The organism is Clostridium estertheticum, assembly GCF_011065935.2.
GTDB classification, from domain to species: Bacteria; Bacillota; Clostridia; order Clostridiales; family Clostridiaceae; genus Clostridium_AD; species Clostridium_AD estertheticum_A.
Genome location: NZ_JAAMNH020000001.1, coordinates 750289 through 772385, shown reverse-complemented (window position 1 = coordinate 772385; position 22097 = coordinate 750289). Strand labels below are relative to the sequence as shown.

20 protein-coding genes and 1 pseudogene are annotated in these 22097 nt (G+C 31.2%); 12 read left to right on the top strand and 9 right to left on the bottom strand.

Features of this window, described 5'->3' with window-relative positions:
* Entirely contained in the window at nt 1-2145 is a 2145-nt protein-coding gene (locus G9F72_RS03545) for a diguanylate cyclase (RefSeq protein WP_164958605.1), read from the bottom strand.
* Between the two features lie 407 nt (nt 2146-2552).
* Here G9F72_RS03545 and hcp (G9F72_RS03540) point away from each other — a divergent pair, with 407 nt between their 5' ends.
* Nucleotides 2553-4199, top strand: coding sequence for a hydroxylamine reductase (gene hcp / locus G9F72_RS03540; RefSeq protein ID WP_164958606.1), 1647 nt, complete (start codon nt 2553-2555; stop codon nt 4197-4199).
* Nucleotides 4200-4226: 27 nt separating this feature from the next.
* Complete coding sequence (locus tag G9F72_RS03535; protein ID WP_164958607.1) at nt 4227-5438, top strand: NAD(P)/FAD-dependent oxidoreductase; 1212 nt, start codon at nt 4227-4229, stop codon at nt 5436-5438.
* Nucleotides 5439-5557: 119 nt separating this feature from the next.
* On the opposite strand, the gene hcp (G9F72_RS03530) is transcribed toward G9F72_RS03535, so the two are convergent.
* Nucleotides 5558-7276 (bottom strand): hydroxylamine reductase, encoded by a 1719-nt coding sequence (gene hcp, locus G9F72_RS03530; RefSeq protein WP_164958608.1) that lies wholly within the window; start codon nt 7274-7276, stop codon nt 5558-5560.
* Between the two features lie 335 nt (nt 7277-7611).
* On the opposite strand from hcp (G9F72_RS03530), the gene asrA reads away from it, so the two are divergent.
* The 4 genes from asrA (at nt 7612) to rd (ending at nt 10635) form a co-directional block, all read left to right on the top strand.
* Nucleotides 7612-8619, top strand: a complete 1008-nt coding sequence (gene asrA / locus G9F72_RS03525; protein ID WP_164958609.1) for an anaerobic sulfite reductase subunit AsrA — start codon at nt 7612-7614, stop codon at nt 8617-8619.
* Nucleotides 8620-9411, top strand: coding sequence for an anaerobic sulfite reductase subunit AsrB (gene asrB / locus G9F72_RS03520; protein WP_164958610.1), 792 nt, complete (start codon nt 8620-8622; stop codon nt 9409-9411).
* Between the two features lie 13 nt (nt 9412-9424).
* On the top strand, nt 9425-10372 hold the full coding sequence (asrC, locus tag G9F72_RS03515; protein ID WP_164958611.1) for a sulfite reductase subunit C: 948 nt from the start codon (nt 9425-9427) through the stop codon (nt 10370-10372).
* A gap of 104 nt (nt 10373-10476) precedes the next feature.
* Complete coding sequence (gene rd, locus G9F72_RS03510) at nt 10477-10635, top strand: rubredoxin (RefSeq protein ID WP_164958612.1); 159 nt, start codon at nt 10477-10479, stop codon at nt 10633-10635.
* Nucleotides 10636-10765: 130 nt separating this feature from the next.
* Here the strand turns inward: rd and rbr are convergent, their stop codons facing one another.
* Nucleotides 10766-11365 carry a rubrerythrin gene (gene rbr / locus G9F72_RS03505; RefSeq protein WP_164958613.1) on the bottom strand — a complete coding sequence of 200 codons (600 nt, stop codon included), beginning with the start codon at nt 11363-11365 and terminating at the stop codon, nt 10766-10768.
* A gap of 310 nt (nt 11366-11675) precedes the next feature.
* On the opposite strand from rbr, the gene G9F72_RS03500 reads away from it, so the two are divergent.
* The 5 genes from G9F72_RS03500 to G9F72_RS03480 all read left to right on the top strand — a co-directional run bounded on the left by G9F72_RS03500 (nt 11676) and on the right by G9F72_RS03480 (nt 15403).
* Nucleotides 11676-12443 (top strand): formate/nitrite transporter family protein, encoded by a 768-nt coding sequence (locus G9F72_RS03500; RefSeq protein WP_164958614.1) that lies wholly within the window; start codon nt 11676-11678, stop codon nt 12441-12443.
* 222 nt (nt 12444-12665) lie between these two features.
* Nucleotides 12666-13352 (top strand): Crp/Fnr family transcriptional regulator, encoded by a 687-nt coding sequence (locus G9F72_RS03495; RefSeq protein WP_164958615.1) that lies wholly within the window; start codon nt 12666-12668, stop codon nt 13350-13352.
* A 109-nt stretch (nt 13353-13461) separates the two neighbouring features.
* Nucleotides 13462-13887: a hypothetical protein gene (locus tag G9F72_RS03490; protein ID WP_164958616.1), complete on the top strand. Its 426-nt coding sequence runs from the start codon at nt 13462-13464 to the stop codon at nt 13885-13887.
* A gap of 23 nt (nt 13888-13910) precedes the next feature.
* The gene (locus G9F72_RS03485; RefSeq protein ID WP_164958617.1) at nt 13911-14129 is read left to right on the top strand and encodes a DUF1450 domain-containing protein; all 219 of its coding nucleotides are present in this window, start codon (nt 13911-13913) and stop codon (nt 14127-14129) included.
* A gap of 83 nt (nt 14130-14212) precedes the next feature.
* The gene (locus tag G9F72_RS03480; RefSeq protein ID WP_164958618.1) at nt 14213-15403 is read left to right on the top strand and encodes an anaerobic nitric oxide reductase flavorubredoxin; all 1191 of its coding nucleotides are present in this window, start codon (nt 14213-14215) and stop codon (nt 15401-15403) included.
* A gap of 295 nt (nt 15404-15698) precedes the next feature.
* Here G9F72_RS03480 and G9F72_RS03475 read toward each other — a convergent pair whose 3' ends face one another.
* The 6 genes and pseudogenes from G9F72_RS03475 to G9F72_RS03450 form a co-directional block, all read right to left on the bottom strand.
* Entirely contained in the window at nt 15699-17264 is a 1566-nt protein-coding gene (locus G9F72_RS03475; protein ID WP_224675943.1) for an FAD-dependent oxidoreductase, read from the bottom strand.
* 153 nt (nt 17265-17417) lie between these two features.
* On the bottom strand, nt 17418-17780 hold the full coding sequence (locus G9F72_RS03470) for a hypothetical protein (protein WP_164958619.1): 363 nt from the start codon (nt 17778-17780) through the stop codon (nt 17418-17420).
* A 204-nt stretch (nt 17781-17984) separates the two neighbouring features.
* Nucleotides 17985-18464 (bottom strand): annotated as a pseudogene (locus tag G9F72_RS03465) (DUF6143 family protein).
* Between the two features lie 165 nt (nt 18465-18629).
* Nucleotides 18630-19898, bottom strand: a complete 1269-nt coding sequence (locus G9F72_RS03460) for an RNA-guided endonuclease InsQ/TnpB family protein (protein WP_224675942.1) — start codon at nt 19896-19898, stop codon at nt 18630-18632.
* Nucleotides 19899-20218: 320 nt separating this feature from the next.
* The gene (locus tag G9F72_RS03455) at nt 20219-20554 is read right to left on the bottom strand and encodes a YnfA family protein (protein ID WP_164959095.1); all 336 of its coding nucleotides are present in this window, start codon (nt 20552-20554) and stop codon (nt 20219-20221) included.
* Nucleotides 20555-20601: 47 nt separating this feature from the next.
* Nucleotides 20602-20868 (bottom strand): hypothetical protein, encoded by a 267-nt coding sequence (locus tag G9F72_RS03450; protein ID WP_187356101.1) that lies wholly within the window; start codon nt 20866-20868, stop codon nt 20602-20604.
* 216 nt (nt 20869-21084) lie between these two features.
* Between G9F72_RS03450 and G9F72_RS03445 the strand changes: the two genes are divergently transcribed.
* Nucleotides 21085-22086: a YhdH/YhfP family quinone oxidoreductase gene (locus G9F72_RS03445; protein ID WP_164959096.1), complete on the top strand. Its 1002-nt coding sequence runs from the start codon at nt 21085-21087 to the stop codon at nt 22084-22086.
* The last annotated feature ends 11 nt before the right edge of the window (nt 22087-22097 follow it).

The following is a 22097-nucleotide window of genomic DNA, read 5'->3' as shown; positions in this document are numbered from 1 at the left end:
TTATTTGTTAGAATAACTACTTTTAATTTTCTTTTTATCCTCATACATTCTCTTATCCGCAAGAGCAATTATACTATCAATATTTTCCTTAGAACATTTTCTTGTGGCATATCCGAAGGCTGCTGACATTTTAATAGATTTATGCTTATCAACTGTTAAGGTTTTTTCTGAAATAATCTTTTTAACCTTTAATATATCCTTGTCCACCTGCTCATCATTTGTGTTTTCTAATATTAGATGGAACTCATCTCCACCCATTCTTAGAATCAGCTTACAACCAGGAAAAGCTTGTCTAAGCGTATCAGCAAAACATTTTAATAATTCATCACCAATAAGGTGTCCATAATTATCGTTAACGGTTTTCAAATTATTTATATCAGAAACAATTATTGTCTGAGGATATTCACAGGCGTCAAGTTTATCCTTTACTTTATCATTATAGTAATTTCTATTGTAAACATTTGTTAATGCATCTGTATATAAAAGATGCTCCTTTTCCCTCAGGATTGATGTTTTAGTCTTTTCATTTAGCAAGTCTTTAAATAACTTAATTGAAAATAATATTATAACAAGTATTAAAGAAGCTAACCCTAGAATTATAAAAATAAACCTCTTATTGCTCTGATTGCTTGTTTGATGAGGTACTTCAGTATACCCTGCATTGAATAATTCATCTATATCCAGAAGCGGAATAACCTTATCAATTATACTTGCAAGTTCAGGAGCATTTCGGGAAATCCCATAATATAGGTAGGAATCTGTACTTGTTGTACCCTTTTGAACAATATCAAATAGCTGCATATCTTCAACATAAAAACGAAGTACACTTGGATTTTCTATAAGATAATCGGCCTTTCCATCATGAACTAGCTTTAGTGATTCCTGAATGTTGTTAGTTTCTATAATATTTACACTAGTGAGATTCTTCCTTAGATATTCATTATGCCAAAAGCCTTTTATCACTGCAACATTTTTACCTTCAAGCCCAAAAACATCCTTAGCATTTTTGACCCCTACTTTGCCAACGATTATATCTCTTTCGGTGCTATAAGGCTTTGGGTATAATATGGTTTTTAATCTATCATCCGTTTTGGCAATATTTAAAACATTTATTTCACCTTTTATAAGCTTTTGCTTTAGTATATCAAAATCATCATAAACATATTTAAATTTTATACCGGTTTTAACAGTTATATTTTTGATGATTTCTCCACTTATTCCTCCATAAATACCATCCTTATAGTAATCAAAGGGAAGATAATCCTTTGTAATTCCTATAATTGCTTCGCCATTACTTTTAAGCCAGTCCCTTTCGCTTTCCGTAAGACTCATTATTTTCATGTTATATTCAATCTTGCTTTGGTTCATCAATTGAGGTAGGTTACTACCCAATAAATTACTGATTTGTTTATCTAAAATTTCAGCCAAAATTTTGTCCTCTTTTCTTGTGGAAAAGGTTCTGTCAGAGGTTATTTTATCTATCTTAAATGTGTAATTTAAATCTGGAAACTCATAAATATAATTATATACAGCATCACCCCCTGTAATAATAAATGCATCAATTTTATTATTATTTAATGCTGAAATTAATTCTATTTCAGAGTTATAGATTTTTTTGTTATACTTTATGTTCTTATAGATCTTTGGCATTAGTTCCATTACAATATCATTTTTAAGAAACCCTATGGGTCTTTTATCAATGTCACCTATGGTATGTATATCTCCCTCTTTTTTAGCTATAAGTGCATAAGGAGACTTACTTACAGGCTTCGTAAAAGTCATGAATTTATCCCTTTCAGCGGTTTCATTTGCGCCAAAAAGAATATCTACACTGCCATTTCGAAGCCCCGAATAAACTTCTCCCCAAGACTTTGATGCTTCAAGTCTTATATTTGTTCCTAAGTTTTTATTGATAATTTTTATAATGGGAATTAAATAACCCTTTTCTTCGCCGTTATATTTGAAATATTCACTTCCCGAATAGGGATCTATACCAAGAGTTAAAACCCTGTCTTTATTTTTAGTTAACCATTGTTGCTCTTCACTAGTTAAAGATATTGCACTAATTGAATTTGAAAATGCAAAACTTTCGGAAGATAACAGTATAATTAAAACAATTAAAACTATTTTCAAAAATTTCTTCAATAGAATCACACCCCGAAAATAATTATTTTACATTAAATCTTAAAGTACCACAAAGATATAATTAATCTGTTTTAGTATAATTCTATAAGCTAGTTAAAATTCCTCTAAAAAAAAGAAGGTACCCAAATCCTACGATATTTAACCCATTTTTATTTTATTTAAATAGTTTGTTTTAAAATATAACTCTAAATTTCTAACAACTTTAGGTAATGAACATTTTACTCAAAAAATAAATTATGGGAAGCCATTTTAGCTTCCCATAAAAATTGAAATTCCTTAATCATAAACGAATGCTTAAAACATATATTATTTATGGACAATATATGAATATTCATTATTTTCTTACATTTTTACATAAAAAAAGTGTAAGCTAAAATTAAATATTTATAAAAAATAGGAGGTTACATATGCAAGGTAAAATGTTTTGCTTTCAATGTGAACAAACTGCTGGTGGAAAAGGTTGTACCAACATAGGAGTTTGTGGAAAAACGCCAGAAATTGCAGCAATGCAGGATTTATTAATTTATCAACTAAAAGGAATTAGTTGTTATGCTACAAAACTTTTAGATAAAGGTGAAAAACTCCCTATTGCATGGATTTCATTTATTGAGAATGCATTATTTATGACATTAACAAATGTGAATTTTGATCCTGAAGCTCATATTGATATGCTTAAAAAATCTCAAGTAATCAAAGAAGAGGTTAGAAATAAAGTTTCTAATGAAAAAGTAAATACAGAAGAGGCTCTATATAATTTAAGTGATTCTAAAGAGCAAATCCTTGAAGATGCTAAAAAAGCAGGTGTTATGTACGATGAAAAATTAGATGCAGATATCCGTTCCGTACGTGAAACTATAAAATACGGATTAAAAGGAATTGCGGCTTATGCACATCAGGCTAGATTTATAAAATATAATAGTGAAGAAGTAGATGAATTTTATTTTGTAGCTCTTGCAGCATTAACTGATAATACTTTAAATCTTCAAGATCTTATCAAATACTTACTTAAAACTGGAGAGATGAGTGTTAAAATTATGGAGGTACTAGATCGTGCTAATAATGAAAAATATAGCTCACCTTCACCTCAAAAGGTTAATGTAAATATTAAAAAAGGACCATTTATCGTAATTTCTGGTCATGATTTAAGGGACTTAGAAATGCTACTAGAGCAAACTGAAGGCAAGGGAATAAACATTTATACCCACGGCGAAATGCTTCCTTCCCATGGTTATCCTAAGTTAAATAAGTATGCTCATTTAGTAGGTAACTTTGGAGGAGCATGGCAAAATCAACAAAAGGAATTTGATGGTATACCTGGTTGCATCTTAATGACAACAAACTGCTTAATGAAACCAAAAGATTCATATAAAGATAGAATCTACTCAACAAGTGTTGTTGGTTGGGATGGTATAAAACATATAGCTGCTGACGAGAATGGTCATAAGGACTTCTCTGAAATAATAAATAAAGCTCTAGAACTGGGTGGCTTCGAAAAAGATGAAGAAGTTAAAGAAATTCTAGTAGGATTTGGCCATAAAGCAACTTTAAGTCATGCTGATACAATCATTAATGCAGTAAAAGAAGGAAAAATTAAGCACTTTTTCTTAATTGGAGGCTGTGACGGAGCAAAAACAGGAAGAAATTATTACACTGAATTTGCGCAACTTGTTCCAAAAGATTGTATTATTCTTACTTTAGCTTGTGGAAAGTACCGTTTTAATAAATTGGAGTTTGGAGAAGTAGCTGGACTTCCAAGGCTACTCGATATAGGTCAGTGTAACGATGCATATTCCGCAGTTAGAATAGCTTTAGCACTAGCTGATGCATTTAAATGTGGAATTAATGATTTACCACTAGCAATGGTTATAACTTGGTATGAACAAAAGGCTGTTGCAGACTTATTAGCATTATTATCACTAGGAGTAAAAGGAATTTATCTAGGACCAACATTACCAGCTTTCTTAAGCCCTAATGTATTACAATTCCTAGTTGATACTTTTGACATTAAACCTATAAGTACACCAGAAGCTGATTTGAAACAAATATTAGGCTAATAAATATTATGAAATGTGGTGATGTAAATGGCTAATAAGATTATGATCCTAGGCGATGGTATCGCAGCAATAACCGCAATTAAGGCAATTAGAGAAACAGATTTAGACTCAGAGATATACTTGGTTGGAGAAGAAAAATTTTATCCTTATATCCGATTAAGACTATCCAAAGGTATATTTGATGACCTGGAGGAAAATAACATACTTATTCAAAAGAAAGAATGGTATGAGCAAAATAGGGTAAATATATTTATTGATACAAAAGCTATAAATGTAAATATAGCTTCTCAGGAAGTATTATTATCTGATGGTAGTAAATTTAAGTATGATAAATTGCTTTTTGCAAATGGAGCCAGTAACACTAAACCTCCAATAGATGGTATAGATTTGGAGGGTGTTTACACTCTAAGAGGCCTTAATGATACTTTAAATATTAAAAAAAGCCTTACCGAATGTGAACAAATAATAATTATCGGTGGTGGAATACTAGGTTTAGAAATGGCTTGGGGATTACATCAGCATGGTAAAAAGGTAATAGTTGTTGAATTACAGTCCAGGCTTATGCCTCGACAGTTAGACGAAAGTGCATCTGAGATATTAAAGAATATAATACAGGATTGTGGAATAGAAATATTAACCAATACTGCAGTAAACAAAATAATAGGGAATCCTAAAGTAGAAGGAATCCTCATAGACGAAAAAGTCGAATTAAAGTGTGATATGGTTATTTATTCTATAGGAATTAATCCTAATGTGGATTTAACCGTGAATACTGAAATTGAAACCTCAAAAGGAATATTAGTAAACAATAAAATGGAAACCAATATAAAAAACATTTATGCAGCAGGCGATATCGCTGAATTTGATAAGCAAGTTATCGGACTATGGAATATTGCTATAGCACAAGGAAAAGTTGCAGGATACAACATTATTGGAAAAGAATCTATATATGAAAAAGTCACACCAGTAACACTTCTAAATGCTTTTGAAATTTCCTTGTTTTCTATGGGATCTATAGATGAAGCAAGGGCTACAAAAGTATTAATGGATGAAGATATTGAAACAAAAAGGTATAAAAAAATATTCATAAAAGATAATGTGGTAATTGGTGCAGTTGTTATAGGTGATACGAAAAGATCACCTCTACTTAAATCAGCCATAGAGAATGGAACAACATTAGACGGGATTGATTTATCTAATATATCTGTAGAGGAGTTATTAGATAAATTAAAAAGATAGTTGAATCCTAAGTGCCACCCACATGGCAAGTGGCATGTGGGTGGCAGTAAATGTAAAAATGCTAAAGCTTCTCAGCTTTAGCATTTTTTTAAATTAAGGTAATTCGAGGATTCTAATTATTAGCCCTCCATGAACATCTTTATATCGTCATCTGCATTTGTTATTCCAGCAATTCCAAAGTTGTCAACCAATACCTTTACCACGTTTGGCGATAAAAAGGCTGGCAGAGTTGGTCCTAAATGAATTTTTTTAACGCCTAAATGTAACAATGCAAGTAATACTATAACTGCTTTTTGCTCGTACCATGCAATGTTGTAAGAAATTGGAAGTTCATTTATGTCGTCTAATTCAAATACTTCTTTTAGTTTAAGTGCTATCACTACTAATGAGTATGAATCGTTACATTGTCCAGCATCCAATACTCTTGGAATTCCACCAATATCACCTAAATTTAATTTGTTATATTTATATTTTGCACAACCTGCTGTAAGTATAACTGCATCCTTTGGTAATTTTTCAGCAAATTCTGTGTAGTAATCTCTACTCTTCATTCTTCCATCACAACCTGCCATTACAAAGAATCTCTTTATTGCTCCAGTTTTAACAGCGTCTACAATCTTATCTGCAAGAGCTATCACTTGATTATGAGCAAAGCCTCCTACTATTTCACCCTTTTCAATTTCCACAGGTGCGTTGCTATTTTTAGCTTGTTTAATTATTTGAGAAAAATCTTTTGCTCCTCCATCAATTCCATCTGCTATGTGCTTAACACCTGCAAATCCTGTTACTCCTGTAGTGTATATCCTATCTTTATAAGATGCTTTTGGAGTTACGATACAGTTTGTAGTCATAAGTATTGGTCCGTTGAAGCTTTCAAATTCCTGATTCTGCTTCCACCATGCATTCCCATAATTACCTACCAAGTGCTTGTACTTTTTAAATGCAGGATAATAATTAGCTGGAAGCATTTCACTATGAGTATAGATATCTATGCCAGTACCTTCTGTCTGCTTTAATAACTCTTCCATATCCTTTAAATCATGTCCACTAATTAATATACCAGGATTATTTTTAACTCCTATATTAACTTTTGTTATTTCTGGATTTCCATAACTAGAAGTGTTAGCCTTGTCAAGTAATGCCATTGCATCCACACCGTACTTACCACATTCAAGTACTAAAGCTACAAGTTCATCTACCCCCAAAGTATCGTCTAAAGTAGAAGCTAACCCCTTTTGAGTAAACGCATGGAGACCATCTTCATTGTATCCAAGATTATCAGCATGCTTAGCATATGCAGCCATACCTTTAAGTCCATAAATCAATAATTCTCTTAAAGATCTTATATCTTCATTCTCTGTTGAAAGCACGCCAACTTTGCCGGCTTTTTCATCAAAGGCTTTTAAGTCGTTAGAAAACCAAACCGCTGCATCTGGTAGGTTTAATTCCTCTTCTTTGCCAAGCCCAAAGGTATTTAATATTTTGCTAAGCCAACTAGCATTTTCGCCTTTATCGCTTAACTTAACACCAGCTTTAAGAAGCTGCCCTTTTATTTCTTCCCTTAAGCTTAATCCTTTTCTGATTCTTTCAATAAATACATTTCTATCGAAATTTGCATTAGTTATAGTTGCAAATAAACTTTCCATTATAAAATTATCTACTTCCTTATTAACTATACCATTAGCTCTAGCCTTAACACTGTATACAGATATTCCTTTAGTTATGTAAATTAGCAAGTCCTGAGCCTTTGCAAGGTCTTCAGTCTTACCACAAACTCCCTTTACCGTACAACCCTTGCAATTAGCTGCTTCTTGACATTGATAACAAAACATTGACATACAAATCACCCTCCATTTTTCACTTTTGTAAGCACTATTTGCGCTTGTGTTATGAGATTAGTATATAGGTTTATAATTGTATTGTCGGTAACATATGTTACTAGATTAATTTTTTACTATAAGAGGTTTGTTTGGCTTGCAATAATGAAATTGAACTTCCTTCTGCGCTGTTTCTTCGCCATTTAAAAAGTGTGTGATGAAAGTCACATACTCTTTTTTTTATTTAAAATATAATGAAGTTAATTCGGAATAGAATAGATTTGTTTATTATAGTGAATTTATTAACAATGCTTAATTATTAAGTGAAATTTATTATGGTGGAGGGTGTTGTATTTATGGGCTTTAAGTTAAAAATAGAGAAGTTTGATGAGTATCTTAAAATCTTGCGACGTGAATATAAGGTATATGCTCCAGTAAAGCTCAAGGGAAAAGGAACTCTTGCAGATACTGATACTGTTAGGTATGAAGAAATAGAGAGTATAAAGGAAGTAGAGTTTGATCTAAAATCTAGTTTTTCTCCTAAGGAAATAATACTGCCTATTACTCAAACCTTATTTTACTTTACTGAAAATGAATGCACGCAGCCAAAACAAGAGGAAAAGAAAATATTAATTTTCTTAAGAAGCTGTGATATTCATGCATTGAAGAGATTGGATGAAATTTATTTAAGAAATGGTAATGAGGACTATTATTATAAGAATTTAAGAAACAAAATTAAATTTGTGCTTATGGGTTGTAGTAAAAGCTTTGAAAACTGTTTTTGTGTAAGCATGGGATCAAATAAAACAGAAGATTATGATATGTACACTAAGCTTCAAAATGATGAGGTTATTATAGATTGTAAATCCGAGGAACTAATGAATTACTTTAACAAAGGCGAATCGATTGTGATAGAACTAGAGCCTGAATTTGCTCTGACTAATGATATAGTGGTTACTATACCTGAAAACTTAGATCAGAGGGTTTTCAAATCAAAAATGTGGGATGAATATTCTTCAAGATGCATTGCATGTGGGAGGTGTAATTTTGTATGTGGTACTTGCGCCTGTTTTACTATGCAGGATATTTTCTATAAGGATAATAAAAATACAGGAGAAAGAAGACGCGTATGGGCATCTTGTCATGTAGACGGATTTAGTGATATGGCAGGTGGCCACGGTTTTAGAAAAGACAAAAAGGATAGAATGAGATTTAAAATTATGCACAAGGTATATGACTTTAAAAAGAGAGCTGGGTATCATATGTGTATAGGTTGTGGTAGATGTGATGATATATGCCCCGAATATATATCTTTCTCAAATTGTGTAAATAAATTAAATAAAGCAATGGATGAGGTGGAATAAATGGAAAACATATATATGCCTTTTAAATCTAAGATACTTAATATAAAAAAGCATACAGAAACGGATTATACTTTCAGAATGGAGTTCAGAGGAGACGTAAAGCCGGGTCAATTTTTTGAAGTATCCATACCAAAATTCGGGGAATCACCTATATCTGTTAGTGAGATAGGTGAGGATTATATAGATCTTACAATAAGACGTGTAGGTGTGGTTACAGATGTAATTCATAGTTTTTTCGTAGGAGGTACCTTATTTTTAAGAGGCCCGTATGGAAATGGCTTCGATGTTAACCTTTATAAAAATAAAGAAATCATTGTAGCCGCAGGTGGAACTGGACTTGCACCTATAAAAGGAATAGTAGATTATTTTTCAAAGCATCCAACGGAATGTAATCACTTTAATCTAATAACAGGATTTAAGTCACCTAAAGACATTTTATTTAAAGATGATTTAAAATCTTGGGAAAAGAGTATTAGTGTAACTCTAACTGTAGATAGTGCAGAAGAATGCTACATGGGAAATGTAGGATTAATAACAAAATATGTTGCAGATATTGCAGTAGAGAATATAGATAAAGTACAAGTTATTGTAGTAGGCCCTCCAATAATGATGAAATTTACAGTAGCTGAATTTATAAAAAAAGGAGTAAAGGAAGAAAATATATGGGTATCTTATGAGAGAAAGATGTGCTGTGGTGTTGGCAAATGCGGACATTGTAAAATTGATGATACTTATATTTGTTTAGAAGGACCTGTTTTTAACTATATGGATGCAGTTCATCTAGTAGATTAAGGGGGAGAATATCATGGATGTAAACACCAAATTACTTAAAAAAAATGCTTACAGAATAACTAAAAAAAGAGGTAAAACAGCTATAAGAGTAAGAGTACCTGGGGGTCACATAGAAGCTAAATATTTAGAAGTTCTGCAAAGGGTAGCAGAAACTTATGGAGATGGAAATATTCATATAACTATAAGACAGGGCTTTGAGATACCCAATATTGATATAGATAAAATACCAGAAGTTAATAAGATGATTCAACCAATTATAGAAGGCCTGGAAATAAATCAAATTTCTCCCAATACAGGATATTCAGCAGCAGGTACTAGAAATGTATCAGCCTGTATAGGCGCGAATGTATGCCCCTTTGCAAATTATAATACTACAGACTTTGCAAAAAGGATTGAAAAAGAAATCTTTCCTAATGATTATCATGTGAAGATAGCTTTAACCGGTTGCCCTAATGATTGTATCAAAGCTAGGATTCAGGATTTCGGGATTATAGGGATGACTGAGCCTCAATATGAATCCTATAGATGTATAAGCTGTAAAACCTGCGTAACTAACTGTAAAAAAAGAGTTACTGGTGCACTTAAAATGGAAAATTTTAAAATTGTACGCGACCATGACAAGTGCATTGGCTGTGGTGAATGTATAGGTAAATGTCCAACTGGTGCATGGAGCAGAAGTACTGATAAATATTATAAGCTTGTGATAATGGGTAGAACTGGAAAAAAGAATCCTAGACTTGCTCAGGATTTTATAACTTGGGTAGACGCAGAAAGTATAATAAAAATAATAAAAAACACATATTCATATATTGATAAATACATAAATATAGATGCACCAGGAGGAAAAGAACACATAGGGTATATTGTGGATAGAACAGGATATCCAGTGTTTAAGGAGTGGGTTCTAAAAGATATAACCTTAGGAGATAAAGCTGAAGTTAAGGAATATATTAACTGGTAAGTTACATGCTTTTAAAATAATCACAAAGAAAAAAGGGAATAATAATACTATAAAGAGACTATTAAATAGTTTTTAATATTAATAAATCAAGAGGAGATGTTTTTATGGATAAGTATGTTTGTTTAGTATGTGGCTACGTGTATGATCCAGAAATAGGTGACCCAGATGGTGGAATAGCACCAGGAACTAAGTTTGAGGATGTTCAAGAAGATTGGGTTTGTCCATTATGTGGAGTTCCAAAATCTGAGTTTGAAAAAATGTAATAGAGTTCTTTATAAACACTTAATGTTCAAAGTCAGACATTTTTAATCAGAAAAATAAACGGAGAAGTGAATTTAATTCACTTCTCCATTTATTTCTTTAAAATTATTTTTATAATTTATTTTTTAAGTTTTAATAGTTTTCTGCAAATATTTCAAAATAAGACTTTGGATGGGCACATGATGGACAAATTTCTGGTGCTCCGCTGCCCTCGAATATAAATCCACAATTACTGCATTTCCATAAAGTTGTTTCATTTTTTATAAACACAGTACCATCTTCAATGTTTTTAGCTAGTTTTCTGTATCTGACCTCATGTCTTTTCTCAACTTCAGAAACTTTTCTATATACATATGCAATGTCAGAAAACCCTTCCTCTTCTGCAACGTCTGCAAAATGAGGATATAAAGTCGTCCACTCTTCATTCTCACCAGCAGCTCCTGCTAATAGATTTCCCTTAGTATCTCCTAAGAAAACAGGATAAGCTGCATCATTAATAATAACTGCTTCGCCATTTAAATCACTATTGGCTAAAAATTTAAAGAATCTCTCTGCATGTTCTTTTTCATTACCTGCTGTTTCAGTAAATATGTTTTCAATTTGGACGTAACCTTCCTTTTTAGCTACTGAAGCATAATAGGTATACCTATTTCTTGCTTGTGATTCTCCTGCAAAGGATTTTAAAAGATTTTCGGCAGTTTTGGTTCCTTTTAAACTTTTTAAATTTTTCAAATTTTAGCATCCTCCTAATTTAATAATTATTTTATATTTATTTATTAATCATTATTGTTTTCTCCTATTTTGTATTTTTTATATCATCATATACAAAGTTGTAAGGTTTTCCTTCACAGTAAGCTCTAGAGGTACTTACTGATGATAGTTTAACCCTTCAAGCTCTAATTAAGTACTTACACCAGAAGATAATTTAAAACAAATATTAGGATAAAAAATATCTTTTTAAAATTATGTGATATTAGTCACATAATTTCTTATTTTATAATGATAAAGTGTGAGTATATTTTATTTAAGGAGATGATATATTTTGTTTAGTGAAGAAATTAACAATGTTTCAACATCAGCTATAAAAAAGTCTGAACTCTTGAAGAAAAGCAAAATAAGGTATCTTACTGCAGCTGCTTTGGCTGGTGTTTATGTGGGATTTGGAATTTTATTAATATTTACTATTGGTGGATTATTATCAGCTGCACAGTCCCCTGCAACAAAAATTATTATGGGAGCTTCCTTTGGCATTGCCTTAAGTCTTGTAATAATGGCTGGATCCGAACTTTTCACTGGAAACAACATGACTATGACCATAGGGTCTCTAGAAAAGAAAGTCTCTTGGCTTGATTCTATAAATATTTGGATTTATAGCTTTATAGGAAATTTCGTAGGTTCGGTATTGTTATCTGCAATATTTGTAGGTGCTGGTCTTGCAAAAGGAAGTACAGCTACCCTCATTTTAAAAGCATCACAAGTAAAAATGGCAACACCAAGTATGGAATTATTTTTAAGAGGTATCCTTTGTAACATGTTAGTTTGTTTAGCTGTGTGGTGTTCTATTAAATTAAAGGAAGAAACAGCTAAACTTATAATGATTTTCTGGTGCCTTTTTGCATTTATAACTACAGGTTTTGAACATAGTATTGCAAATATGACCTTACTTTCAGTAGCACTGATGATTCCTCATGGAGCATCAATTTCAATAGTTGGGTTAACACACAACTTGCTTTGGGTTACCCTAGGTAACTTTGTAGGTGGGGCTGTATTTATTGGAGCAGCATATTGGTTTATAGCAAAAGAAAAATAAAATCGTCCATTTCTTTAATATAGCATCATGCTTTTAAGCATGGTGCTTTTTAAATATACTGGATTTTAATTAGTTGATTATGAGAAAAATAAAGCTTTCGTATATTATATTACATATTGCACTGAGTATGAGATATAATGATATTATTAATATTATTAGAAACAATAATTTACATTTTTGAAATAATGAGATTTTAAAATGAAATCATAAGGAGAAGTTAGGATGCCACAAGTAACGCTTAGGCAATTAAAAGACCTTCCTTTATTTGAATGTGTCGATGATAAAACCTTAGATTTAATAAGAGCGATTGTCCTCACAAAAAAACTAAAAAAAACACAAATATTATTTGCTGAAAGACAAATTATCGATAATATATATATAGTGCTAGAGGGCAAGGTAACCATGTACAGGTTATCAGAAAAAGGTCAAAAAAGGATTATATATATCTTAAACAAAGGTGAGATTATAAATGAGGTAATTTTCGATAATCATACAGCCTCTATTAATTGCGAAGGTTTTGAAGACGGTGAAATTATAAGCATACCAAAAGTAGACTTATTAAATATCATGCAGCAAGACTTTAAACTCACAGAAGTTATATTGTGCTCTATGAGTAAAAAAATAAGAAGATTGTATAGACAAATTAAAAATACAGTTCCTACTAAGATGGACAAAAGGGTAGCTGCTAAGCTTTGGAAACTGTCTAAGGACTATGGAGTAGAAACAGAGCAGGGAGTTTTAATAGATGTTAAGATAAATATAACCTATTTGGCAGATATGTTAGGTAGCTCTCGTGAAACTATTTCAAGGGCAGTAAATGAACTTGAACAAATGGATATGGTTAAAATTGAACATAGGAAATTTATAGTCAATAGAGAAAAGTTAAACCAATACTTTAAGAGTATGTGATAAAGTCACATACTCTTTTTTTATTTAAAATACAAACTGGTAAATTACATGTTTTTAAAATAATTACAAAAGAAAAAGGGAACAATAATATTATGAAGCCAACAATAAAATGGAAACCAACATAAAAAATATTTATGCGGCAGGAGATATTGCTGAATTTGATAATCAAGTTACTGGACTATGGAATATTGCCATAGCACAAGGAAAGGTTTCAGGATACAACATTACTGGGAAGGAAACTATTTATGAAAAACTCACTCCAGTAACAACCCCAAATGCTTTTGGAATTTCGTTATTTTCTATGGGATGTACAGATGAAACTAAGTCTACAAAAGTATTAATAGATGAAGATATTAATGTAAAAGGGTATAAAAAAATATTTATAAAAGATAATAACATAATCGGTGCAATTGTTATAGGTGATACGAAAAGGTCACCACTTCTTAAATCAGCCATAAAAAGTGGAATAACATTAAATCAGGTTGATTTATCTAATATATCTGCAGACGAGTTATTAGATAAATTAAAAAGATAATAATTAATGATGGAGCTATAAAGATGACAGAAATAAATTTTTGTGAAAATAACTTTACTTTTGGAACAGAGAAAACTATGAAAAAATTAAAAGACAATTTTACTAATGCTGATGTAACAGTAGCGTCATGCTTGGGGTATTGTGGGGATTGTGCAGTAGGACCTTATGCTTTAGTAAATGATGAACTAATACAGGCCGGTACTGCAGATGAATTATTTGAGAGAATAAAAACCATGATGTAAATAAAAGCCGAATTTACATTCCAACATATCCCTCTTGAAAGCAATATCTTATTCAAAAATATATTATGGAAAGGATGATATTTATGTCATTTAAGATTAGTGATACAGTTACTTGGGTCGGAAAAATAGATTGGGAACTAAGAGAATATCATGGTAAAGAGTACTCTACAAATAAAGGCACCTCGTACAATTCATATTTAGTTAGAGATGAAAAAACGGTACTTATAGACACAGTATGGCAACCATATGCCAAAGAGTTTGTTGCTAATTTAAAGAATGAAATAGATTTAAACAAAATTGATTATATTATTGCAAACCATTCAGAAATCGATCACAGTGGGGCATTCCCAGAACTTATGAGTGAAATACCGAATGTTCCTATATATTGCACTAAAAATGGAGCGAAATTTCTAAAAGCCCATTATCATCAAAACTGGAATTTCGTTGAGGTTAAAACAGGGGATATATTAGAGATAGGAAAAAACAAATTAATATTTGTGGAGGCAAGAATGCTTCATTGGCCAGACAGTATGTTTACTTATTTAACAGGAGAAAACACATTATTTAGTAATGATGCTTTTGGGCAGCATTATGCATCGGAACTAATGTATAATGACAAGGTTGATAATGCGGAACTATTTCAAGAAGCAATAAAGTATTATGCAAATATTTTAACACCTTTTAGCCCCTTAGTAGTGAAGAAAATTGAGGAAATATTAAGTTTAAACCTACCAGTAGATATGATTTGCCCAAGTCATGGTATTATCTGGAAACAAAACCCACTTCAAATTGCAAATAAATATATGGAATGGGCAAAAAATTATAAAGAAAATCAAATTACAATAATTTATGATACTATGTGGAATGGTACTAGAAGAATGGCAGAAACTATAGCTGAAGGGATAACTGAAGCAAATAAAGATATCACAATAAAAATATTTAATTCTTCAAAAAATGATAAAAATGATATTGTCACAGAAGTATTTAAATCAAAGATGATCCTTGTTGGTTCTTCAGCAATAAATAATGGAATTCTTTCTTCTACTGCAGCCATATTAGAAATGATAAAGGGACTTGGTTTTAAGGATAAAAAAGCAGCAGCATTTGGAAGTTACGGTTGGAGTGGTGAGTCAGTTAAAATAATTACAGAAGAATTAAATAAAGCTGGGTTTGAAATAATAAATGAAGGTATAAGAGAACTGTGGAACCCTGATGAAATAGCATTAGACAGGTGTAGGAATTTTGGAAAGAGTATAGAAGAGAGTATCAAGTAGTTTTAAGGATATTCCAGAAGATTAAGTTTGTCCATTAAGATTATACCTCTCGAAAATAATATCAACTTAAATAAAATACTAAAGGGTGTGAAATTTTCACACCCTTATCTAAAATGTTATTGAATATTATGGAACAATCAAAATTATAATTTTTTGCACTTCATACTCTTCTATACTTACTATAGGTACATATTAGGTGCATTGTAATTGTTTCAATGTTACATCTTTTAGGTGTTTAACTATTTTTAATATAATAGTATAGATAGATTATAACGACTATACCATTTTATTTTTATCAAATCAGATTTGAATCAATTGTATTATTACCTTCTTTGTAGTGATTTAACCTTGTAACCGCTGGGCCTTCTATAATATCGCCCTCAAAAGTAAATCTTGACCCATGACAAGGGCAATCCCAAGATGATTCTGCACTATTCCATTTTAGCTCACAACCTATATGTGTACATGTTATATCAACTATATGCAATTCGCCATTTTTATCTCTATATGCCCCATATCTTTCTCCATCAAGCTCTACTACCTTTCCCTCACCATTTTTTAAATCAATATTATGTTGCCCAATTTGAAGTTTTCCTTTTATTAACTCTTTTGCAACATCAAAATTTTCCTTTGCAAAGTTCGTAATTCCTTCAGTTGAAATATGGCGCGATGGATTGTAAACCTCCTCATAAGGGCTTTCCTTCTTAACTATAATATCCCTTAATATATTCGCAGCTGCTGTTCCATTTGTCATTCCCCATTCACCATAACCTGTAGCTACATAAATATTTTCTGATGTGGAAGTAAGATTACCTACATATGGCACACCATCTAATGTTATATAATCTTGAGTTGACCATCTATATAAAAATTTCTCAACAGTAAAATTCTCCTCTGCAAATTTTTTTAAATTGTCATAATGTTTCATCATGTCGCCACCATGAGCAGTTTTATGATCTTGACCACCAATAATTATCATCTGACCATCTCTATACTTTTGTAAGCGAAAATACCACCCTGCATCTCCTGCATCTACAAATGTGCCTTTTGGCAAATCATCTGTTATTTTAGCAGTTATTACATATGACCGCTCTGGGCGAAGTCTTGCAAAATATAATCCTAAACCATCATAAAAAGGAAAATGTGAAGCTAAAACAACTTTTGAAGCTGTTACTTTAAATCCTGTATCTGTTATTACAGTATATAAATTATCATGCTTTATATCTACCGCTCTTGTATGTTCATATATTTGACTTCCATCTTCAGAAATGTTTTCGGCAACTTTAAGAAGGTATTTTCTAGGGTGAAATTGAGCTTGATTTTCAAAGCATAGTGCACCCTTTACATAAAATGGCAAATCTAACTTTTCTATGTATTTTGCTTTTATGCCTAGGCTTTTAGCTGCTTTAGCTTCTGCCTTCATATTCTCTATATAGGTTTCATCTGTTGTATAGATATATGCTGGCAACCTATAAAAATCACAATCAATATTGTATTTTTTTATAGTGTTTTCAATAAAATCTATGGCACCCTCATTTGCATCCGCATATTGCTTAGCTTTTTCAATTCCCATACGACTTATTAAATTACTATATATTATATCGTGTTGTGAAGTAACATAAGCTGTAGTATGCCCTGTGGTTCCCTGAACTATTTTGTCTGCCTCAATTAATGCAATTTTGAAACCTTCATTTTTTAAAAGGAGAGCAGTAGTTATTCCTGTAATCCCTCCTCCTATAATTGCAATATCAACTTTGATATCTTTTTCTAAAGTAGGATAGTTTGTTTCTGAAGTTGAATCCAGCCAATAAGATTTAGCGGTTAACTCATCATTAATACTCATATTATTTTTTTCATTCATAAAGCTACATCCTTCCTTAAATAATAATGGATGTATTTATTTTGTGTGTATATGCCTAAAAATATGTATATTATTAATAATGCTTTTGCAGCTAATAATGAATATTAAAATTATCAATTAAGGGAACTCAAATGAGTTCCCTTAATTCGTAATTCAATATTCTAAGCCATCTTCACTTTCAATGGAACCGATACTTGAACTACTACTTGTATCTTGTTTTGTCATAATCTGCATCATTTGCTGCATAACCATTTGTTGAAGCTGCTCAGCCCTTTGAGATTGTAATGACAAATTATCTAATCCATTAACTATATTATCCTTACTATTAATACTAGAGCTGCTTGTCCCATCGTTATTTAAAGTTGGATTTTGTGAATTGTTCACTATTTGATTAAGTATAGCTTCAAAGCTAGAAGAAGCATCTCCATTTGAATCCTTACCTAAAATTCCTGTTGTTGATTGTGCTGTTCCGGTGATTATACTGTTCAACTGTTGTGATATTTGATTAATACCCAAAACTACCCCTCCTCTGTTTAAAAGAATAAACCATTTATATTTTTTATTCTACTCTTTATAATCATAATTATCTATATATTTTATAATTATAAAAGAGCCAAAATAAATAAAATGTCCTTGGCACAGGATCCATTTTAAAATGCTTTAGCTCTTTTTCTACAAATTTAGTTTTTTATTTGATTTTAAATTAATGGGAAGTTATTATTAATCCTTGCATTTACATTTATCACTGATTCTTTCTTCCCACCAAACAAAAGCTATTCTACCTGAATTTAAAAGTTCTGGTGTTTCTGGAGTTGATAAGAACACTAAAAAGTTACCACCCTCACCAATAATTATTTTCCCATTTTCACTTTCTATCAATGTTGTTTCAGGCTACGCTCTTCTTACAAAGGCCTTGATTCCTCCAGTTGGGTCACCTGTAACATTAGATGCATATTCTAATTGTACCTTTGCTTTATGTGATGGTTTAATACTTAAATTTGTAGGAGTTACAGGTGTAAATTTAACATCTGACTCAGGAGGAGTTGAGTTAAACCAAAACTGTGCACGGAATGGAGACTCTGAAACATCAGTTACAGTCAACACATTTACATACAAAGTAACGCCTGAATTAATTGGATTGTATAACCTTGCCCAAGCACTTGTATCTTGCCCGAATGTTAAATTATCAGCATATCCAATAAAATATTGTCCAAGATTGAACCCTCCCCCACCTGTAGAGGAAGGGGATTCTTTTTTATAAAGAAGTTTGCTTTAACTTTGGACCTAATAAATTAGGCAGCCTTATTCTTTTTGGCGTGTCCAAGTACGCCCTATACTGTAAATATTTCTATTCCCAGCCTACATTTAAGCTATTCTTGTCCTTATGGGGTTTAAATACTCTTTATGATTTAAGTTAATTTGTTTTATGTTAGATTTTCTCATTATATTAAGTGAGCCATTTATATCAGCATTTAATATCAAGTCTTTAGATGATTTGTATTGTCCTCTTGATATTCTTTTACCACTAAATAAGTATCTTTTCTTATTCAAAGCACTATAAATAGGCATACTATCATTTGCTAAAAAATCAGCTTTTGAAGTATAGCTTTCTTCTTGTTCTATTAAATTAATATTATATCTTTGGCTCTGATAAGTCAGCCTTTCTCTTATATTACCAATTGGAATATTAACAAAGTTTTGATTATTGACTTTACCCAAATTTACTTTTCTTTGAATAGTTGGGTTATAACCAACTACAATACTACCTATATCGTTATTTAAACAATAATCAATAATTACCCTAACGGTCTTATTGAGATAATCATTAACTCTATTACTCCTTTTATTCCATAGTTTCTTCTGAGCTTTAGTGGTCGTTTTAATCTTTTGCTTATCTTTAATTGATTGGAGTCTACTATTTTCCTTATTAGCCCATTGATTAATGGATTTAAGTTTTTTTCCGTCAATTATAAATGCTTTACCATCATTAATAGTACAAGCACATAAATTATCTATTCCTAAATCAATAGCAAGTGTGTTGTTTTTATTTAAATTTCCTTTGAACTCATCAATTTCATATACCCATTGAATTTCAAAGAACCTTGCATCATTTTTAGGTAATATCCTAACTTCTTTAATTGCCTTACCTTTTAAATTTGAAGGTATGTTAATCTCAACCTTACCATAAAGCCTTTTGAAAGTAGTTGACATTGGTACTGAAAATTTATCTTTAGAAGAATTAAATTCATTAAAGATAAGATTAAAAAATCCATCTTTAGGTAAGTACCCAGGTAATTTAATATCACTATATTGATATTCTCCTTTTTTAGCCATTTTTATTAAAGCAAAAAATGACTTGAAGTTTCTATCAGCAACTTTCAGCATTTGCTGTGCTGAATTACTATTAAGCATTGTGTAATTCTCATTATATTTACATAGGTGATAATTGCTGTTGTATCCAAGAAACTTCTTTTCAGTAAAATAATATTGTCTAATATTATATAAAGCTACGTTATACATGTTTTTAGATAAAAAACATAATCCTCTAAGAGCTTCATAATTGCTAGAATTTAAATGCTTAAGTTGTTGTTTTTGAACACCAAATAAGACTGATTTAGTAATTTTTTTAGTCATAATCCTCCGCTCTTGAATATTCATAATAATATTATTTACTATATCCAAAAAAATATAACAATTTACTTTATTTATAAAAAAATAATAAAAGAGGTTACTACAAGGTTGGCTAACGCCAAATGAAAATTCACCACCCACTTATAGAAGATGGGTGTACTCTTTTCATAATACGATAGATTCATATAGTTCTATGGGAATATTAACATTTTTAGTTAGGAATTCGTTTATATTGTTAATTTTTTTTGACTTATTATATTAACACCTCTATATATTAATATTTAAATTATTAATATATAGTGACATGATAAACATTTAATATTCTATCCTCTTGGAGCATACATAATTATAATAACTCCAACTAACGCTATAAATCCACCAATCAAATCAAATTTATCTGGAATTATATTATCAATCTTAAAGCCCCATAAGATAGATAAAACAATAAAGATACCACCATAAGTTGCATATACTCTACCAAAATTAGCATTTGGAGGCTGCAGAGTAGGAATAATGCCATATATTATTAATAATATTGCTCCACAAACTCCATATCCTATATTTTTTCCTTCACGGAGCCATAACCACACAAGGTAGCCACCTCCTATCTCAAAAACTCCTGCTAATATAAAATAAAATATCGACTTAATAGTTTCCATTTAAGCTCCTCCTTAGTGTAGTCAATGTACTCCAGCTCATGTATTACTTAATTGTTATGGAGTTTGCTAGGCTTAAAATAAGCATAAAATGCACCCATTAAATAGGTCAAATATGCAAGTACTTGAACTAAATTTGGGCTGTCTGCATACCCGAAAATAGCTTTTAGTAACCCACCTATCATGGATTTTTGATCCAATAATCCCTTGGTACTCCAAACTTGTTCTATCCCTACTGGAATCATATAAAGTTCTTGAAATTCATGAATTTCTCCGGACAAAAGTCCTGCAGCCATGACAATAAGAAGTACACCCATGGATACTTTCTTTATGTATATAAATGATAAGTACTATCATTCTCAATAATTATATCTTGACTTCATATTCTTGTCAAATAGGTGCCACCCACATGACAAGTGCTATGTGGGTGGAATTGTGTTGATTACACCTTTAAAAATTGGATTTGACATAGAACTTTATTACTACTATAATTTGCTTAATATAAAATCATTTATCATATAAGGAGTCTTAAAATGAATAATAATAAATTTAAATCAATGTTAGTTTCAGAAACCAAAAATAAAGAATTTAAAAGAGAGATCGTAACTAGACAAATAAATGATCTACCAGAAGGTGATATAATAATAAATGTAAAATATTCTTCACTTAACTATAAAGATGCTCTTTCTGCTACAGGAAATAAAGGAGTAACTAGAAATTATCCACACACTCCTGGAATCGATGCTGCAGGTTTTGTAGTTGAAAGCAATAATGATAGTTTTAAAGTTAACGATAAGGTACTTGTAACAGGATATGCTTTAGGAATGAGTACCTCAGGAGGATATGCAGAGTATATTAGGGTTCCGGCAGAGTGGGTTGTAAAACTTCCTGAAAACCTTTCTTTAAGAGAAAGTATGATTTATGGTACCGCAGGATTCACTGCTGCCCTATCAGTTTATAAACTGGTTAACTCAGGTGTTAAACCCAGTGACGGAGATATATTAGTAACAGGTGCAACAGGCGGAGTAGGTAGTACCGCCATTTCAATCTTAAGTGTTCTTGGTTATAATGTCATTGCAGCTACAGGAAAAGCTTCTGAAAGGGAGATGCTCCTGGGAATTGGTGCAAAAGATATAGTTGATAGAAAAGATATAGATGACAATTCTGGAAAAGCACTATTAAAGAGTAGGTGGGCAGGAGTAATAGACACAGTAGGTGGAAACATTTTAGCCACTGCAATTAAATCAACTAATTATGGCGGTAGTGTCACCTGTTGTGGAAATGTTGCAGACCATGAATTTAAAGCCTCAGTATATCCCTTTATTTTGAAAGGCGTCTCATTATTTGGAATTGATTCTGTTAACTGTCCTATGGATACCAGACTTGTGATTTGGAATAAATTATCCTCTGATTGGAAACTTGATAATTTAGAAGCTAATGTGGATGAAGTATCTTTAGAAGGATTAACTGAAAAAATTGATATGATATTAAAAGGAAAGCATAAAGGAAGAACTATAGTTAATCTTGATTTATAAATTGGTGTAAT

Excerpts from the sequence above, each read along its gene's own strand:
- G9F72_RS03460 (WP_224675942.1), bottom strand. The coding sequence starts at position 19,898 with ATGACTAAAAAAATTACTAAATCAGTCTTATTTGGTGTTCAAAAACAA.
- G9F72_RS03455 (WP_164959095.1), bottom strand. The coding sequence starts at position 20,554 with ATGGAAACTATTAAGTCGATATTTTATTTTATATTAGCAGGAGTTTTT.
- G9F72_RS03475 (WP_224675943.1), bottom strand. The coding sequence starts at position 17,264 with ATGAATGAAAAAAATAATATGAGTATTAATGATGAGTTAACCGCTAAA.
- G9F72_RS03485 (WP_164958617.1), top strand. The coding sequence starts at position 13,911 with ATGACAGAAATAAATTTTTGTGAAAATAACTTTACTTTTGGAACAGAG.
- hcp (WP_164958608.1), bottom strand. The coding sequence starts at position 7,276 with ATGTCAATGTTTTGTTATCAATGTCAAGAAGCAGCTAATTGCAAGGGT.
- G9F72_RS03490 (WP_164958616.1), top strand. The coding sequence starts at position 13,462 with ATGGAAACCAACATAAAAAATATTTATGCGGCAGGAGATATTGCTGAA.
- hcp (WP_164958606.1), top strand. The coding sequence starts at position 2,553 with ATGCAAGGTAAAATGTTTTGCTTTCAATGTGAACAAACTGCTGGTGGA.
- G9F72_RS03450 (WP_187356101.1), bottom strand. The coding sequence starts at position 20,868 with ATGGGTGTACTTCTTATTGTCATGGCTGCAGGACTTTTGTCCGGAGAA.
- asrC (WP_164958611.1), top strand. The coding sequence starts at position 9,425 with ATGGATGTAAACACCAAATTACTTAAAAAAAATGCTTACAGAATAACT.
- rd (WP_164958612.1), top strand. The coding sequence starts at position 10,477 with ATGGATAAGTATGTTTGTTTAGTATGTGGCTACGTGTATGATCCAGAA.
- G9F72_RS03495 (WP_164958615.1), top strand. The coding sequence starts at position 12,666 with ATGCCACAAGTAACGCTTAGGCAATTAAAAGACCTTCCTTTATTTGAA.
- G9F72_RS03535 (WP_164958607.1), top strand. The coding sequence starts at position 4,227 with ATGGCTAATAAGATTATGATCCTAGGCGATGGTATCGCAGCAATAACC.
- asrA (WP_164958609.1), top strand. The coding sequence starts at position 7,612 with ATGGGCTTTAAGTTAAAAATAGAGAAGTTTGATGAGTATCTTAAAATC.
- G9F72_RS03445 (WP_164959096.1), top strand. The coding sequence starts at position 21,085 with ATGAATAATAATAAATTTAAATCAATGTTAGTTTCAGAAACCAAAAAT.
- asrB (WP_164958610.1), top strand. The coding sequence starts at position 8,620 with ATGGAAAACATATATATGCCTTTTAAATCTAAGATACTTAATATAAAA.
- G9F72_RS03480 (WP_164958618.1), top strand. The coding sequence starts at position 14,213 with ATGTCATTTAAGATTAGTGATACAGTTACTTGGGTCGGAAAAATAGAT.